Source organism: Selenihalanaerobacter shriftii (assembly GCF_900167185.1).
Lineage (GTDB): Bacteria > Bacillota > Halanaerobiia > Halobacteroidales > Acetohalobiaceae > Selenihalanaerobacter > Selenihalanaerobacter shriftii.
In genome coordinates this window covers 41969-57717 of the sequence record NZ_FUWM01000016.1, presented here as the reverse complement: position 1 = coordinate 57717, position 15749 = coordinate 41969, and the positions used below count along the sequence as shown (strand labels likewise).

Sequence of the window (15749 nt, the reverse complement as noted above, 5' to 3'; positions counted from 1 at the left end):
ATTGGTCATGCAGGTGCTAAAATCACTATATCTACTTGATCTTCCTTTAAAGAATTAATAATTTTCATTCCTGTCTGATTAATAAGTTCATCAACCTTTAAACAATAACCCATAAAACTATAATTTCTTTTAGCTAACGTACCAATTAAACCTCTTTCCTCAAGTCTTTTCAACAATTCAACAGGAAATACAGTATTCATATCTTCCTTTATATATCTGTAGTCATAATGACCATGACTAATTTCTAAATCTGCAAATTTCACTTCACTCGGAATTTCTCGATAGCTAGCATCTCCCATTGGATCTTCAGTGTCAAACTTTGAAGTATCTTTTAAATGAAGTCCACCTGAAGAAATTAAAGCAACTTTTGCTTTAGAAATCGGTTTTCTTAGCTTAACAAATGGCACCTCTTTTTTTCGATTATCAATAAATTTAAAATTAGGATCAACATTACTTTGAATCATTTTCTCAATATTTTCTATATCCATTTCTATCTCCCTTCTCTCATTTTTAAAAATTACATCATAACCCTAACGTTAGAGTCAAGTAGCTAACAAATTAATATATCTTTCTATAGCTGTTTTATTTCGCACCATATATTTACCAAAAGACCAAAAAGCTTTATGTTGATAAAAGATTACTTCTATATTCCATCGTATCCTATAATCACATAAGGGTAGATGGAATATCTTTTTTACATTTTTCTCATATCTAGTTCCTTATTTTGTAGTATATCCGTATTACAAATTACTAAACAGATATAATATTTTATAAAGCATCCCTTTAACTGGCAGAATTTTTAATAAATCCCCTGGTCTTATACGATTCATATTATTAATATCATTTGCTCCAATTAATGTGTCAATATCTATATCATGCTTTCTTGCTATATCCCAAAGCGTCTCACCTTTTTTTACCTCATGTTCTTTAATTCTATCTATCAATGTTACATCCTTAATTTCTTTTCGCTTTTCCTTCGAATTATATTTTTCTAAAATAGTTTTTTTCTTCTTTTTTTGATAATAACTCTTCAGAAGCGATTATAGATTTATCTACGTTAAACCCAACGTAAATGAATATAAAAGAAGTAATTAATAAGATTAGTGCAACTATTTTCTTCATTCTCCTTACTCTCCTTTAGCCCTCGTAATTCTCATCGCATTTAAAACAGCTAATAATGCCACACCTACGTCAGCAAAGACTGCTTCCCACATTGTAGCAGAACCAAATGCACCTAAAATGAGTACAATTCCTTTTATACCTAAAGCTAATATGATATTTTGCCAAATAATTTTACGTGTAAATTTGGCTATATTAATCGCATCAATTAAATTAGAAGGCTTGTCTTTCATCAATACTACGTCAGCTGCTTCAATAGCCGCATCAGATCCTAATCCTCCCATAGCCACTCCAATGTCAGACCTAGCCAAGACAGGTGCGTCATTAATTCCGTCCCCAACAAAGATTAAATTTTGATCATCATCACTTCTATTAAGCATTTCTTCTACCTTTTCTATCTTTTGATCAGGTAAAAGTTCGGCATAATAATCATCTAAGCCTAACTCATCTGCCACACTTTGGGCTACTTGCTTATTATCTCCAGTCAACATCACAAATTTATCGACACCAAGCCTCTTTAAGCCACTAATTGCTTCCTTAGCATCTTCTTTAATCTTATCGGAAATAAGAATATAGCCTACATACTCATTATCACAAGCCACGTAGATAATCGTTCCTGAAGAATCGATTCTATCATTATAATTGATATCTTCTCGTTCCATTAATTTATGGTTACCAGCCAAAATTTCTTTCCCATCTACAGTCACCTTCAATCCATGTCCCGCAATTTCTTGGTAATTATCAATTTCATCTGATTTAATATTCTCTCCTTGGTATGCTTCTAAGATTGACTGAGCAATTGGATGGTTAGAATTAGTCTCTGCTTGAGCAGCTAATTTTAATAAATCTCCTTTTGACCAATCACCCTCAGGCACTATCTCTGCAACATCAAATACACCTTCAGTTAAAGTTCCTGTCTTATCCATCACAACTGTCTGCACACTATTTAAAGCCTCTAAATAGTTACCTCCTTTAACCAAAACTCCTTGTTTAGAAGCTGAACCAATTCCGCCAAAAAAGCCTAAAGGAATAGAGACTACTAATGCACAAGGACAAGAAACAACCAAAAAGACTAATGCTCTATAAATCCACTCATTAAAAGCAGCTCCAGGAATGACTAATGGCGGTATAATAGCCAATGCCAAAGCACCAAATACCACACCTGGTGTATAATAACGAGCAAATTTAGTAATGAATTTTTCTGTCGGTGCTTTTTCACTAGCTGCATTCTGAACTAGCTCTAAAATCTTATTGACAGTGGATTGACCAAACTCCTTACTAACCTTTACTGTTAAAAGGCCATCTTGATTAATCATTCCACTTAAGATCTCTTCACCTTGTTTTACCTTTCTTGGTACAGATTCACCAGTTAAAGCCGCAGTATCAACCATCGATTCCCCTTCGATAACTTCACCGTCTAATGGCACCTTTTCACCAGGTTTGACTACAATTAAATCCCCAATTTGAACTTGATTAGGATCTACTTTCCTTACTTCATCCTCTTCTTTTAAATTAGCATAGTCTGGTCTAATATCTAATAAAGACTTAATAGAACGTCGTGAACGATTAACGGCCATATCTTGGAATAATTCTCCAACTTCATAAAAGAGCATAACTGCTACACCTTCAGGGAATTCTTGAATAGCAAAAGCACCAATTGTAGCAATCGCCATTAAAAAGTTCTCATCAAATATCTGACCTTTAGAAATATTTCTTGCCGATTTAGATAATACTTTACCACCAATTATCACATATGCAATCCCATATAAAGCTAATTCCCCAACAAAACTTAACTTTAATAATAAAGCCGCTACAAAAAAGGCTGCACCAATTCCAATTCTAATTCCTTCAGACTTTAATTCGTTATTATCTTCTTGTGAATGACTATGCCCGTGTTCATGACCACAACAGTCGTCTTCATCTTCTTTAATTATTACATCAGGCTCTAAATCATGAACAATCTCACGAACTGTAGTTACTACTTCTGATAATACTTTAGCCTCATTTACTTCAATACTTAACTCTTGTAGAGCAAAACTTAAATCAGCCTTAACTACTTCTTCTAAATCATTGACTCTATTTTCTATCTTTTGAGCACAATTTGCACAACCTAATCCTTCTAAAGTTAATTTCTTCTTTTTATTAAGATTAGTTTGATTAGTTCTTTTTACCTCAACACCAGGCTCAATATCATCAACAATCTTAGCAATTTTATCTATAACTTCACCTGGATTAACATTAATCTTAACTTCTAATGTCTTCATCATAAAATTCATCTTACTCTCATTTACCTCTGATAACTCACCAACTTTAGCCTCAATCTTGCTAGCACAACTAGGACAATTTAAACCTTCTAACAATAACTTTTCCTTAACTAAACTATCTGCTCCCATCACAAAACCTCCTTTATCTTTTAGCCAGCATCAGTCAATATTTATGATTTGTTTATATCTAAATTTTAATTATGTTTAATCATGTTTTAAATGTCTTTAATTGTCAATTATTTTAACAATAACATCCATAAGTTACCCCTCATCACATAAATATCTCACTTACTTCCTTTAAATCACTGATCCCTGTTTGTATGAACAACTGTTCACATATATAATAAAAAATATATGAATATGTGCTCATGTAATTATTATATATATTCTCCTACCTAATGTCAACAACTTATTTAAATTTGATCATCTTCCATTACATGCTCTAAACCTTGATTAAATAATTGTAAAATATGATGATCATCTAAAGAATAATAGACTACTCTCCCCTCTTTCCGATATTTAACTAAATTAGAATCACGTAATTTCCTTAACTGATGCGAAATAGCCGACTGTGTCATCCCTAGTAATTCAGAAATATCACATACACATAATTCTTTATTAGCTAAAATATTAATAATTTTAATTCGGGTCGGGTCACCTAAGACTTTAAAAGTAGCCGCTAATTGTTGTATTATATCTTCAGATAATTTCTTATTCTTCAACTCTTTAATATTTTTCAAATTCGGACAATATTCTTGGCAGACTAATATATCTGTATCTTTCATTATTTTCACTCCCACTTCTACTCAATAAATCAACTTTAAAAACATTTCTCTACATTAACTATATCTTATTTCTTCTAGTCACTAAATTAAATACCCTTTAAATCATCTTTATAATCATAAGAAGTTTACCTCCAAAACGGTGGGTTCGATTCCATACCTCTTCGCTTGCTAATGTCCAAGGAGTCTTGATTCCTAATGACCAGTTACGTTATCTATTTCATTTTACAAGTAACATGTTTTATTAGTCTTTTTTCACTATCTAAGTTAATGTCATCAATTACAAGTATAGTTTTCACTTTATTTTCATTACTTCTTCATATTTAACCTATATTATATATTTGTAAGGTCAAATGGGCCGTACATAAAAAAATTAAATGAGGAGTGTTTCACATGAAAAAAACAGTAATAGGAATAACAGTATTAACATTAGTCTTATCTTTAGGAGCGATGGCTATGGCACATGGTTTTGGTGGCAATGGTGACTATGAAGCACAGTATAATGCACAAAAGGAATATATCCAACAACAATTAGATGATGGAGCAATTACACAAAAACAAGCAGATTATATGTTAGATAGATTAGAATATATGAAAGAATACTCAGAGCAGTATGGTAATGCTGGTTATGGAGCATATGGTATGCCTTGCGGAGGACCAGGTATGATGGGTGGTTATCCTGGTATGATGAGAGGTTACGGTCCAGGTATGATGGGCGGCTATGGCCCTGGCATGATGCATGGTGGTTGGTAATTAATTTTATAAACTTCATTATATAATTTAATTTCCCCTTCCCTTTATATAGAATCCCATTTTATATAAGGAAGTTAGTCTCCTTGGAAACAAGGAGACTTTTTATATTAAGCATAACAAAAAACCAGCCTAATTAGTTGGTTTTGATAATAGTTATTCTACTCTATTTATGATAACTTTTGTAACCTTTTTTGAGGGTTATCAAACTTTACAGCGGAAGGGTCAAAATAATCAGGATCATAACCTTCCTCTAACCACTCTATAATTCGTTCATACTCTTCATCTTCAGGATTATTAAGTATTTCCAGTATTCTTTGATAACCAGGAATACCGCCACAATCCTCAGGTGGGCAAGCTCTCTCACCTTCTACACATATCGGATAATCCACTTCTTTTTTTGCAGGTTTAATCTCTTCAAGTTCTATTATGTGCTGCCAATAATCACCGAAATCATAGATATAATTTACAGTCTTGTTCTCCTCTGTGAAATAATCAGCTATTTTTACTTGCCAACTAGTAGCAACATCATCACCAAACTCTTGGTCAGGAATACCTATTTGAAGTTTACCTTCGGGGACTTTTGCTTTAAATTCATGCAAATGATAATCGAACCAACCCATAGCATCTTGAATTGCTACGTGTAAATCCCAAAAAGTATAATCTTCAGGAACTTCTATTTTTCGCCAAATTGTTGGTTTTATCCCTTTAAGACTTATCTTAAAACGATAAACCTTATCATATGATTTACCCATCCTTGCTTTAAAAACAGCCCTTAGTTCTTCGATTGGATAAGCTGTTTCTAATTGTAAAATAGGTATTCTATTGTTTTCTTTATTTAATTCAATCATGTCTTGATTAGATTTAGATGCAAGCTCATAATTCCCATGGTCTATAAATTTTTTAAGATAATTTATTGAACTTAAGATACTGCGACTATAAGTTTTAGAGTAGTTTATATCTTCTATTCTTTTCATGTACTCATCTATGTAAAATTTCTTTATTCCTTCAGCTTTCAAATTATCTTTAATAGCATTAGTTATCAATTCACTTAGATTTTTAAAGTCTGCTTTCTTTAATCCATATAAAATAATGGAATAGCGAGTTGCAACATTCATTAAAATGACAGCTTTTCTTCTCTGGATAGTAACTAAGTGAGCATGCCAGTTATAAAAATCATCCCTATTTTCTTGGGAAGTCTCTTTAATTTCATAGTCAATCTCTTTACGTAATTTACCAGTACAATTAATTGTTAGCATCATATCACCTCCGCAAATTCAATTATATCCTCTTATTGGATAATTAACAAGTCTTTCTAATAAGTTTATTCCCATATTAAATATGAAAAATACTCTTATTATAAATATATTTCAAATTATTTCCAGGGGAATGATTTGAATTTATTATTCTATTTCTTGCTCTTATAATTTTCATGTTTGAAATACATCTCACGTGATTAATGTAATACTTCATTAATTGCTTGTTGGATTAATGGAGCTCCCCTTTATTAGTATTAACCTATAAATCCCCCCTAGAAAATAAAAAACTATAAGTACAAAAATAACCTGTGTCTTTAAAAACACAGATTTTATTGTTTAATAAATTTATTATATTTTGCTAATATATACTGATTTAATTTAATACCTACAAACAACGTAATATTATTAAATATTTTACCAGGATTTTTTTAATTCATCTAATTTTGACTGTTTATTTAAAATTTTAGTACATGTTTCCCAGTCACTTGCTCTAGCCTGTTCATTATATTTAATTTCAAAGGGGTGCTTTTCAGGTGCACTATCAATAATTCTTTTAGCCTTTTCTTTCTCACCTATTGCAACATTGATCCATGCATCTTCTAAAACATCAGGTAATTGCCCAAAAATATCCTGCTTTATTACCACCAGCATAAATACCTATAGAAGTAAATCTAAAAAACCAGTAAAAAAGAAGTATCAACTCATATAACTACTACTTCCAATCAAGTCTGGACCTGGGATATAACCTAGCTCAATGCTTTTATTAAGGGTAAATTCTTAATGTTTTATTAGAACATTTTTTACATCATATTAGAGGACAATATTAACTTTTATATAAATAATTATATGAGGTATAGAAAGGAGGATAAATATTTAATTATGTAACTTTTCTCAATCTTATTTATCATTATCACTTATAGCACTTGTCATTATATTTCTTATGGTTAGATATATTAGTTCTAGAATATAAAAGTTATTTTAATAAATTTTGGAAGGGTGTCTTTAATATGAATTATTATTTTGAAGTATTAAATGAATATGCAGAATTTAATGGTCGAGTAAAAAGAAAAAAATATTGGATGTTTACTCTTATAAGTTTTGTTATTTCTATTATATTACGCTTAATAAGCCCTGTTCTTTTAGGAATATATGGCTTAGTAGTATTGCTCCCTGGATTAGCAGTTACTATAAGGAGGTTACATGACACTAATCGTAGTGGATGGTGGGTATTAATTAATATTATTCCTTTAATAGGACCTATAATTTTTTTAGTATTTATGGTGCAAGATAGTACATCTGGAGAAAACAAATATGATTCAAAACCTAAAATCCAATCACAAAACAATCAAGTTAATACTAATAACTTTAAACAAAATAATTTAAATTCTAAAGAAAAATTAGCTTTAGAAAATTCTAAAGTAGAATGTAATGAATGTGGAGAAATGGTAAATACTGAGGTTGATTTTTGTTCAAATTGTGGTAATGAATTAACTAGTGAAAGAAAACAAACATGTTATAATTGTGACTCAGTAATTGAGGAATATGCTAGATTCTGTCCTGAATGTGGAGTTGAGCTTGTAATGTCTTGTCCAGAATGTGAAACAGAATTAGATCCTAAAACTAAGTTTTGTTCTAATTGTGGTTTTAATTTTGAGTCTGATAATAATGATGATAGGGGTAGTGAAGAAGAGACAGGACCCTAAATATGAAAGCTATAAAATATGAAATTAAGGAAGGTTAGAAATGAATAAACATAAATTTTTAACAGTAGGAATTATTTTATTATTAATTGGTCTAGTAGTTTTAATCAATACTGAAATATTAAATAATAATCAAATAAATCAATTTTTAACAGAAATTCTATCAGTAAAAATTATGGCTATAATTTTAATAGTAGCTTGCTTATTACTAATAATATATTTAATTATTAAGTTTAATATTTGGAGTAAAATTTTAACTTTTTACAAATTAGACTTAAATGGCAAATTTATATTAAGACTTAATTTAATGAGTAACAGTTATACTGAGATTACTAATTATCAGAAATTTAAAGATAAACTGGCTCAATTTCAGACAAAATATGACTTTTTGAAATATGATATTGATTATACTTCTAGTTCAATTAGCATTGAATTAAAAACCCCACAAAAATTAAACATCAAAAATGGTGAAGATTTTTTAAAACAATTTGTAAATGAATTAAATAAAATGATTTCTTTATTGTCTACAGAACAAATATTTATAGATTTAAATATAACAGGTGAAGTTAATAACTTAAAAGAAAATATAAGTTTTATAATTACAAATCAAGACAATAAAGTAGGTATTAATAAAAATAAATATCCTAATGGTATTATGAGTAAACTCACACATATAAATGGCTAATTAAAGAAAGGAGATCTTAATATGTTTTTATTCTGGTTTATTTTTTGTGGAGTAGTAGCCTATTTTGCTAACGAAAGAGGACGCAGCCCAATATTATGGGGGCTTTTAGCTTTTCTTATTTCTCCTTTATTAGCTGGAGTTGCTTTAGCAGCTATGAAAGATTTAAGCATAGAAGAAGAAATCGATAGATTAGATAAAACTACTGAAAATATAAAACGGGAAATAAAGTCTAATCAAAAATATAATGAACAATATAGGAAAGAAATTCAGCCTAAATTAACATCTGGAGGAGAACATCTAACTAATAATCAAACTCCTAGTAATAAATCACAGCCAGCCTTAGGATCTAAAAAAATAAAATGCAAAAATTGCAATAAATATGTTCCAAAAGACACTAAATATTGTGGTGATTGCGGCAATAAAATAATCAAACAAAATGAAAAAGAATGTATTCATTGTCAGCAAATAATATCTAAAGAATCTAAATTCTGTCCTAAATGTGGTCAGAAATTGATTATAGAATGTTCTAATTGTGGTAAAGAACTAACTTCTGATATTAAATTCTGTGTGAAATGTGGAAAAGAAATTAAGGTATGATCTCAAGCTTATTCATATGCTTAAGGGTGGTGGGGAAATTAATCTTTTCTCCAAAGTTTGTCATTAAATATCCTTCCATTAATTAGTCTTTCTACTTCAATAATTCTATATATTCATTTTACTTTAATCTCTTCCACTTTGCATTTCTTCCTTTGCCTAACACTTCTATAAATCCTTCTTTCTTTAGTTTCCTAAATACTCTATTAATTGTTGAATCAGAAACATCTGGACAGGCATTTCTTATATCTTCTTTAGTAAAAGTTCCTAATACATTTTTAACAGCTTGCTCTACTCTATAACTTTTATTTCCTTTTTTATTCTTTACTAATCCTACTCTATCCTCAAATTCTTTATAAGCAGCAAGTAAAGTTCCTAAAAAATAATCTAACCAAATAAATATATTATGATTAGCATCATGCCAACCTGTGGAAGATTGGTTTAAAGTTCTATAATAACTAGATTTACTCTCTTCAATAATTTTTTCTAAACTAATATATCTTCCAACTTTATAATCATATTTATATAATAATAGTAATGTCAATAATCTTGACACTCTTCCATTCCCGTCATTAAAAGGATGAATACATAAAAAATCCAATATAAAAGTTCCTATTAATATTAAAGGATCAATCTTTTCCTCTCTCATTTCTCTATTTAGATAATTACATAATTCCTCCATAGCTTTTGGGGTTTCATATGCAGACAATGGCTTAAATCTTACACGCTCCTCCCCATCAGGTGATATTTCTCCTATAATATTATCTTGATTCTTCCATTTCCCTCCATCAGCAGGAATAAACTTATATAAATCTCTATGTAATTGCAAAATTATATTAGGATTTATAGGAATAGCATCATAAGAAGTGTGGATTGTATTTAAAACATCTTTATACCCAGCAATTTCTCCTTCTGAACGGTCTTTAAGGTTTGTATCATCTTTCATTATCTCTTTTAATCGTTTATCAGTAACAACTATCCCTTCTATACTATTAGAAGCTTTAGTACTTTGAACAACCGCTACTTCTTTTAATTTTTCTAATATCTGTGGAGATTGATTCATATACAAATCTTGTTTTCCTTTATATTCATTTGTTTTCCCCACTAATTTTACTATATTCATTGGTATCTTTTCATTTTTTAATTTCTCATTTCTAAATGAATTCATAAATATACTCACCTTTCCTATTAATATGCTCATTTAATTTTTTATGACTATATTTATTATACCATAAACATAATCATTTTACTATAAAAGTATTCATTAAATCATAAATGAATATATTAAAAAGATTGATCAATATATTTATATCTCTACGAGATCGTTGTGCTATGCAAGTAAGTTTTGTTCTAACCTTTTCTCTGGTTCTGAGTTCAGAGAGTGTGTCCTTTACTTGCAATTACTCTTTTACTACTCCTTCCTGCGACCGGAGTTACCCGGCTTCTTAAGTACATTGATGACTAGTCTTTATCCTGATGGGTATTCCGCCCACTAAAATATATGCCCTGCCAGGACACACCGCTAAGGTGCTGTTATATGATTGTAAGGGCACATCAAAAATCTGAAGTTACTTAGTAAACACTACGATATATTCATTCCAATCTAACAAATAACTTTATAAAACACCCTTCATTATAATATTACCATAAAAGTTATTATTTGTTTATGTTAATCTAAAAGTGACCCACGATATTAATTGAAAATTTAGTTAAAGAGCCACAATATGATTCATCAAATAGGAGTAAGAGAAAATTAACCGATGAAATTATTGAAGAAATTAATAAATGTTTAGAGAAAAATAAAAAGAAGAAAACTCAAGGTAAACATAAACAACTTATGAATAAAGTGGATATCCATGATTATTTAGTAGATAAAGGTTATGATATTAGTTATAGTACAGTTTGTAATTATGTCAGGGAACATACTAAAGAAGCTTATATTAAACAAGTATATAAGCCTGGGAAGACTCTTCAATTTGACTATGGAGAAGTAAAAGTTAATATAGCTGGTGAAAATAAAGTTCTAAATTTGGCCCTATTTACAACAGGATATGGTTTTTATAGCTATGGTAAACTTTATGAGAATAAAAAGATCGTAAACTTTTTAGATGCTCATGTCAATGCATTTAAACATTTTGGAGGGGTTCATAATGAAATAGTTTATGACAATTTAAAACAAGCTGTTAGGAGATTTGTGGGCCCTACTGAAAAAGAAGCAACCGAAGATTTAGTTAAATTATCACTTTATTATAAATTTAACTATAGATTTTGTAATGCAAGACCAGGAAATCCAGGGACAGGTAAAACCCATTTATCAATTGGATTAGGTATTAAAGCCTGTAATGAGGGTTATAGTGAAAAACGATTACGGTCCTTTGAGAAGAAATTTGAAAAGTATGATTTAATTATACTTGATGAACTAGGATATATTTCGTTTGATAAGGAAGGTAGTGAATTATTATTTTCATTTTTCATAAAGTTTGAAACTACCATAAATTAGGTGTTGTATATTTATTAATTTGCCAAATAACCTTAATAACAGACATTAGTTATATTCTAACACTATTATATACTGTTTAGATGTAAAAATCAATACATTTCTCTGGTTTACTATGTTTTATTAATTAATATGGAATCCGTTAATTAAATTAGATACTACATTAAGCAACCTATCTCTTCCACGCAATTTTTTAAACTAATATACTAAATTTTATTATAGTAATATTCAAATATATCTTATCTTACTTTAAATCAACATTATAATAAATTAATTTTGATTTTAATGTTTTCTGCTACTGCATTATCCTCACAGCTCACTTTTAATAAAAACCTATCAATAATATTTAAGTATTAACATAGCTTGACATCTAATTATATCTTACTATTATAATGTAGGAAAAATATTTTTCTCTTATATATCTACATTCTAAAAAGTTGTGATCTACTAATTTCAATACTTTTGTAACCTCTCTATTAGTAGAATTAGAGAATTTTAAAATCTCATTTATATCCAATCATTCTCCTTGAAAAATGTTAAAAAACCCCTGAATCAATTCGAGGGCACTGAAAAACCTACGGTTTTTCAGTGCCCTCCCTAATTAGGTATAGAACTTTCAGTAATAACTTTATTATTTGTTAAGTTCATTATAATCTTTTTGTGTCTTAAAAGTATGGGTTCTAATATCGCCTGGTGTTGCTGACTTAGCTGTTTTAGGCATATGACAATCCACACACTTTTGTGCTACATTTTGTTTTTCTAAATCAAGGTGAACATCATGACATGAACTACAAGTTAAACCAGCCTCGTTATGTTCACTTTGAAGGAATCCTAAGTATTGCTGATGATGGCTCTTTTCTAATAATAAGTCTGCATCTGCTTTATCATCCCACCATTTATTAGCTGCATCTTTTCCTTTAACTTCCCACCATCTCTTATCGGCAGTAGTTGGATTATAAATATCTTCAACAATATCTCCAGGTTCAAACCCATACGGATAACCATAATATCCATCAACATGCTTTCCACGATTATGACATGAACCACAAATGCTAACCTTTTGCCCTCTACTTAAATCTTTTGGATTAACAATTTTTTCTGGATCCATAGTTTTAACATGCTCTTGTCCAGCTCCGTGACAGGATTCACAACCAACTGATGTCTCAGCAAAAGGTTGTACCTTACCAGCATTCTCCTTATCAGGTATAGCATCTGCTGGTCTAGCTCCCGTAGTATGGCAGCCCATACACTTCTTACTCCATGGTCTTTCCTCCCAGTTATTAGCATGATATGGTTTCCATTCTTGTGTTTTAACAATCCATTGAGCAGGTAAGATATAATAGTGTCCATCTTTTTTAGTAATATATCTTTGCTTCCACTTACCTCCAATAACATATACTGCGTCATCTTTATCAAAAGTTAAATCTGCATCATCAGAAGTAAAGTTTCCAACAATATTTTCTTCTTTAGCCTTTCTAATCATCTGACTATGTCTTGATCCTTTCCACTCTTTATATTTGCTACTATGACATGTTTTACATGTCTCTGAACCTACATAGTCATCTACATCAGATGCTAAAGCTACCCCTGTTACAAATGTCATCATTAATAAAATTAAGCAACTTACTAATAATTTTTTCATCCTTTAATCACCCCTTTAATTTTTTCTTTCATTATAATTATTTCATATTGTAATTTTTTTAACAAGATGTTAAATATAACATATTAATATGACATAAATCATAATAAAACCTCGGGGGAATATGACATTTGTCACAAAGTTCTTTCTTTATTTTTAAAATTTAAGGTTTTTATTCTATTTCCTCATCTTTTTTTTAGTAATATAAGTTGCTGCTTCCACTCGATTATCAAAATCTAACTTCTTTAGTATATTGCTGACATAATTTCTAACAGTCTTTTCAGTTAAATTTACTTTCTTAGCTATCTTCCTATTAGTTAATCCCTCTGATAAAAATTCAAGAATTTCTCGCTCCTTATCTGTTAACTTCTCATCATCTTGATCTGCTTCATTCTCCGATTTACGCATATGTTGTAAAACTTTCTTTGTAACTTTAGGATCCAATAATGATTCCCCTCTACTAACCTTCTCGACTGCTGTAATTAATTCTTTATTATTAATCTCCTTTAATACATATCCACTTGCTCCTGCCATAATTGACTTAACGATAGCCTCATCATCCTTATAAGAACTTAACATTATAACTTCAACATTAGGTTGATTATTACATATTCTTCGACAAGCATCAATACCACTATAATCTCCAGGTGGCATCTTAATATCTAATAATACTACATCGGGTTGATATTCTTCGGTCTTTTTAATTGCTTCATTAGCAGAACTTGCTTGTGCTACAACTTCAAATTCAGACTTTTGTTCTAATAAAGTAACTAAGCCTACTCTCACTACTCCATGATCATCAGCTAAAATTATCTTTACTTTAGACACCTTTTATCACCTCACATGGTATTTTGATTTTGATCTCTGTTCCTTTTCCCTTAGCTGAATTTATGATTAATTCGCAATTGATCAGATTAGCTCTTTCCTTCATATTCTTTAATCCCTGATGTTTTTCCTTTTTGTCGCCAGTTGAATATAAATCAAAACCAACACCGTCATCAATTAATCTTATAATTATTTGATTAGTATCTTCCGATACTTTTAAAGTTACTTTTCTTGCTTTGGCATGTTTTTTAATATTATTTAAACCTTCTTGCAAAATATGATAAATATTATCTAAATATTCAGGAAAAATCTTAATATCCTTAGAAACCATATAATCAAAATTAACCTGCACATCTAAATCTAAAAAATCATCTATTAATTTTTTTAACAACTGATATAAGTGCTCTTCTTCTAGAATTTCTGGCTTTAAATCCATAATATAGTCTCTAATATTAGAAATAATTCCATTTAGATTATCCATCTTCTTATTAAGTTCTTCCTCAGCTTTAACTAAATTCTTTTGTTGCATTAAGTATGACACACTCTCTAAACCTAGACCAACACCATAAATTGACTGAATAATACCATCATGTAAATTTCTAGAAATCCTTTGTCTCTCATTTAAAATTGCTTTTTCTTTCTTCAATTTTTCTAGTTTATAATGATACTCTACATCATACATTTCTAAAATACCAACTATAAAATAGGCCATTCCTATTCCAGTTATAGCTCTAAACATTTGAACTGGTAATTTAAATGTAGTAAAAAAAGTATTAACATTAATATACCTTGATAACAGGTGTATATTTTCAGGTACTACTAGTCCCCCTACTACTCCATATAAAAATATAGCTCCTATTAAACCATAAAGATTATTAACTATCTTTTTATTACCTAAAACTTGTAATTCATTTATCTGTAAAAACAAAGCATAACATGTAATAAATGAACCAGGCAGAGCCAATAAATATCTACTCCAAACATCTGCTGCTTTTAACCACATATTAAAATAAACTAAATTACTCTTAAACCCAAAATAAACAGATAAAAACATCCAAATAATAAATATAATCCATGGCAGAAATAATAAATAATTACTCTTTTGTTTGGTGTTCACCAATAAATGAATTCCAAAATAAAATAAAAATACAAATGATAGCCCCTCTATAAAGCCTCTGAAAATATAGAATTCCTTAATAATAATTGAAGACAAATAATGCTCTTGAATTGGAATAAAAATATATCCCCACTCATAAAAACTATGTAAAACTCCAAAAATTGCTAAAAAGACTAAACTATTAGCTAATCTAAAATTACTATTAGAAGTATTCTTAAGAAAAACTGCAAATCCTAACATAAAAAATGATAAACCATAGAAAAAATAAATCAAATTAATATTTACCTTTAAAACTTCATAAATAGTATGCATTAATTAATCCCTCTTTATTTAAGACTATAAATTAATATTATAGGACTATAATTTTTTATACTTAACTTGCTAAATCTTTATTTTTCATATATGAAATGACTATCTTAATCAATAACTGACTCTCCAAAGTCTGTTAGACATCAATGGAAAATACTCCCTTATCAATTAAACGTGTATAATCCCTCTTTCCTTAAATAAAATATAGT

Annotated in this window: 16 protein-coding genes and 2 pseudogenes; 6 read left to right on the top strand and 12 right to left on the bottom strand. The window is 29.5% G+C overall.

What is annotated here, in order from left to right:
- Positions 1–5: 5 nt before the first annotated feature.
- From B5D41_RS09550 to B5D41_RS14580, 6 genes and pseudogenes are all read right to left on the bottom strand, one after another.
- Positions 6–488, bottom strand: a complete 483-nt coding sequence (locus B5D41_RS09550; protein ID WP_078810399.1) for a glycine/sarcosine/betaine reductase selenoprotein B family protein — start codon at positions 486–488, stop codon at positions 6–8.
- A 252-nt stretch (positions 489–740) separates the two neighbouring features.
- Positions 741–944, bottom strand: coding sequence for a LysM peptidoglycan-binding domain-containing protein (locus tag B5D41_RS09545; RefSeq protein ID WP_159442935.1), 204 nt, complete (start codon positions 942–944; stop codon positions 741–743).
- A gap of 37 nt (positions 945–981) precedes the next feature.
- Positions 982–1122 (bottom strand): hypothetical protein, encoded by a 141-nt coding sequence (locus B5D41_RS14125; protein WP_159442934.1) that lies wholly within the window; start codon positions 1120–1122, stop codon positions 982–984.
- 5 nt (positions 1123–1127) lie between these two features.
- Positions 1128–3512: a heavy metal translocating P-type ATPase gene (locus B5D41_RS09540; protein WP_078810397.1), complete on the bottom strand. Its 2385-nt coding sequence runs from the start codon at positions 3510–3512 to the stop codon at positions 1128–1130.
- A gap of 284 nt (positions 3513–3796) precedes the next feature.
- The gene (locus B5D41_RS09535) at positions 3797–4168 is read right to left on the bottom strand and encodes an ArsR/SmtB family transcription factor (protein WP_078810396.1); all 372 of its coding nucleotides are present in this window, start codon (positions 4166–4168) and stop codon (positions 3797–3799) included.
- Between the two features lie 97 nt (positions 4169–4265).
- Positions 4266–4364: pseudogene (locus B5D41_RS14580) on the bottom strand (SdpI family protein); the annotation flags it as partial.
- A 194-nt stretch (positions 4365–4558) separates the two neighbouring features.
- Between B5D41_RS14580 and B5D41_RS09525 the strand changes: the two are divergent.
- Positions 4559–4918, top strand: coding sequence for a hypothetical protein (locus tag B5D41_RS09525; RefSeq protein ID WP_078810395.1), 360 nt, complete (start codon positions 4559–4561; stop codon positions 4916–4918).
- 167 nt (positions 4919–5085) lie between these two features.
- Here B5D41_RS09525 and B5D41_RS14290 read toward each other — a convergent pair whose 3' ends face one another.
- Both B5D41_RS14290 and B5D41_RS09515 read right to left on the bottom strand, forming a co-directional pair.
- Complete coding sequence (locus B5D41_RS14290; RefSeq protein WP_200806460.1) at positions 5086–6174, bottom strand: plasmid pRiA4b ORF-3 family protein; 1089 nt, start codon at positions 6172–6174, stop codon at positions 5086–5088.
- A 414-nt stretch (positions 6175–6588) separates the two neighbouring features.
- Positions 6589–6819: a hypothetical protein gene (locus B5D41_RS09515; RefSeq protein ID WP_200806459.1), complete on the bottom strand. Its 231-nt coding sequence runs from the start codon at positions 6817–6819 to the stop codon at positions 6589–6591.
- 362 nt (positions 6820–7181) lie between these two features.
- On the opposite strand from B5D41_RS09515, the pseudogene B5D41_RS14575 reads away from it, so the two are divergent.
- The 4 genes and pseudogenes from B5D41_RS14575 to B5D41_RS09500 form a co-directional block, all read left to right on the top strand.
- Positions 7182–7529: pseudogene (locus tag B5D41_RS14575) on the top strand (DUF805 domain-containing protein); the annotation flags it as partial.
- Positions 7530–7616: 87 nt separating this feature from the next.
- Positions 7617–7877, top strand: a complete 261-nt coding sequence (locus B5D41_RS14570) for a zinc ribbon domain-containing protein (RefSeq protein ID WP_407695265.1) — start codon at positions 7617–7619, stop codon at positions 7875–7877.
- Positions 7878–7917: 40 nt separating this feature from the next.
- Positions 7918–8559, top strand: coding sequence for a hypothetical protein (locus B5D41_RS09505; RefSeq protein ID WP_078810393.1), 642 nt, complete (start codon positions 7918–7920; stop codon positions 8557–8559).
- A 21-nt stretch (positions 8560–8580) separates the two neighbouring features.
- Positions 8581–9156: a zinc ribbon domain-containing protein gene (locus B5D41_RS09500; protein ID WP_078810392.1), complete on the top strand. Its 576-nt coding sequence runs from the start codon at positions 8581–8583 to the stop codon at positions 9154–9156.
- A gap of 118 nt (positions 9157–9274) precedes the next feature.
- Here the strand turns inward: B5D41_RS09500 and B5D41_RS09495 are convergent, their stop codons facing one another.
- Positions 9275–10321: a Fic family protein gene (locus B5D41_RS09495; protein ID WP_078810391.1), complete on the bottom strand. Its 1047-nt coding sequence runs from the start codon at positions 10319–10321 to the stop codon at positions 9275–9277.
- Between the two features lie 669 nt (positions 10322–10990).
- On the opposite strand from B5D41_RS09495, the gene B5D41_RS14520 reads away from it, so the two are divergent.
- Entirely contained in the window at positions 10991–11653 is a 663-nt protein-coding gene (locus tag B5D41_RS14520; RefSeq protein WP_327292994.1) for a hypothetical protein, read from the top strand.
- A 628-nt stretch (positions 11654–12281) separates the two neighbouring features.
- On the opposite strand, the gene B5D41_RS09485 is transcribed toward B5D41_RS14520, so the two are convergent.
- From B5D41_RS09485 to B5D41_RS09475, 3 genes are all read right to left on the bottom strand, one after another.
- A complete protein-coding gene (locus B5D41_RS09485) occupies positions 12282–13292 on the bottom strand; it encodes a multiheme c-type cytochrome (RefSeq protein WP_078810390.1) in 1011 nt (336 codons plus the stop codon).
- A gap of 174 nt (positions 13293–13466) precedes the next feature.
- The gene (locus B5D41_RS09480) at positions 13467–14117 is read right to left on the bottom strand and encodes a response regulator (RefSeq protein ID WP_078810389.1); all 651 of its coding nucleotides are present in this window, start codon (positions 14115–14117) and stop codon (positions 13467–13469) included.
- Complete coding sequence (locus tag B5D41_RS09475; RefSeq protein ID WP_078810388.1) at positions 14110–15543, bottom strand: sensor histidine kinase; 1434 nt, start codon at positions 15541–15543, stop codon at positions 14110–14112. The genes B5D41_RS09480 and B5D41_RS09475 overlap by 8 nt, the downstream gene beginning before the upstream one ends.
- Positions 15544–15749: the final 206 nt, after the last annotated feature.

What these genes read in the sequence shown, in the direction of transcription:
- B5D41_RS09550 (WP_078810399.1), bottom strand. Translation starts at nt 488, where the DNA reads ATGGATATAGAAAATATTGAGAAAATGATTCAAAGTAATGTTGATCCT.
- B5D41_RS14125 (WP_159442934.1), bottom strand. Translation starts at nt 1,122, where the DNA reads ATGAAGAAAATAGTTGCACTAATCTTATTAATTACTTCTTTTATATTC.
- B5D41_RS09540 (WP_078810397.1), bottom strand. Translation starts at nt 3,512, where the DNA reads ATGGGAGCAGATAGTTTAGTTAAGGAAAAGTTATTGTTAGAAGGTTTA.
- B5D41_RS09535 (WP_078810396.1), bottom strand. Translation starts at nt 4,168, where the DNA reads ATGAAAGATACAGATATATTAGTCTGCCAAGAATATTGTCCGAATTTG.
- B5D41_RS09525 (WP_078810395.1), top strand. Translation starts at nt 4,559, where the DNA reads ATGAAAAAAACAGTAATAGGAATAACAGTATTAACATTAGTCTTATCT.
- B5D41_RS14290 (WP_200806460.1), bottom strand. Translation starts at nt 6,174, where the DNA reads ATGCTAACAATTAATTGTACTGGTAAATTACGTAAAGAGATTGACTAT.
- B5D41_RS14570 (WP_407695265.1), top strand. Translation starts at nt 7,617, where the DNA reads ATGGTAAATACTGAGGTTGATTTTTGTTCAAATTGTGGTAATGAATTA.
- B5D41_RS09505 (WP_078810393.1), top strand. Translation starts at nt 7,918, where the DNA reads ATGAATAAACATAAATTTTTAACAGTAGGAATTATTTTATTATTAATT.
- B5D41_RS09500 (WP_078810392.1), top strand. Translation starts at nt 8,581, where the DNA reads ATGTTTTTATTCTGGTTTATTTTTTGTGGAGTAGTAGCCTATTTTGCT.
- B5D41_RS09495 (WP_078810391.1), bottom strand. Translation starts at nt 10,321, where the DNA reads ATGAATTCATTTAGAAATGAGAAATTAAAAAATGAAAAGATACCAATG.
- B5D41_RS14520 (WP_327292994.1), top strand. Translation starts at nt 10,991, where the DNA reads ATGAATAAAGTGGATATCCATGATTATTTAGTAGATAAAGGTTATGAT.
- B5D41_RS09485 (WP_078810390.1), bottom strand. Translation starts at nt 13,292, where the DNA reads ATGAAAAAATTATTAGTAAGTTGCTTAATTTTATTAATGATGACATTT.
- B5D41_RS09475 (WP_078810388.1), bottom strand. Translation starts at nt 15,543, where the DNA reads ATGCATACTATTTATGAAGTTTTAAAGGTAAATATTAATTTGATTTAT.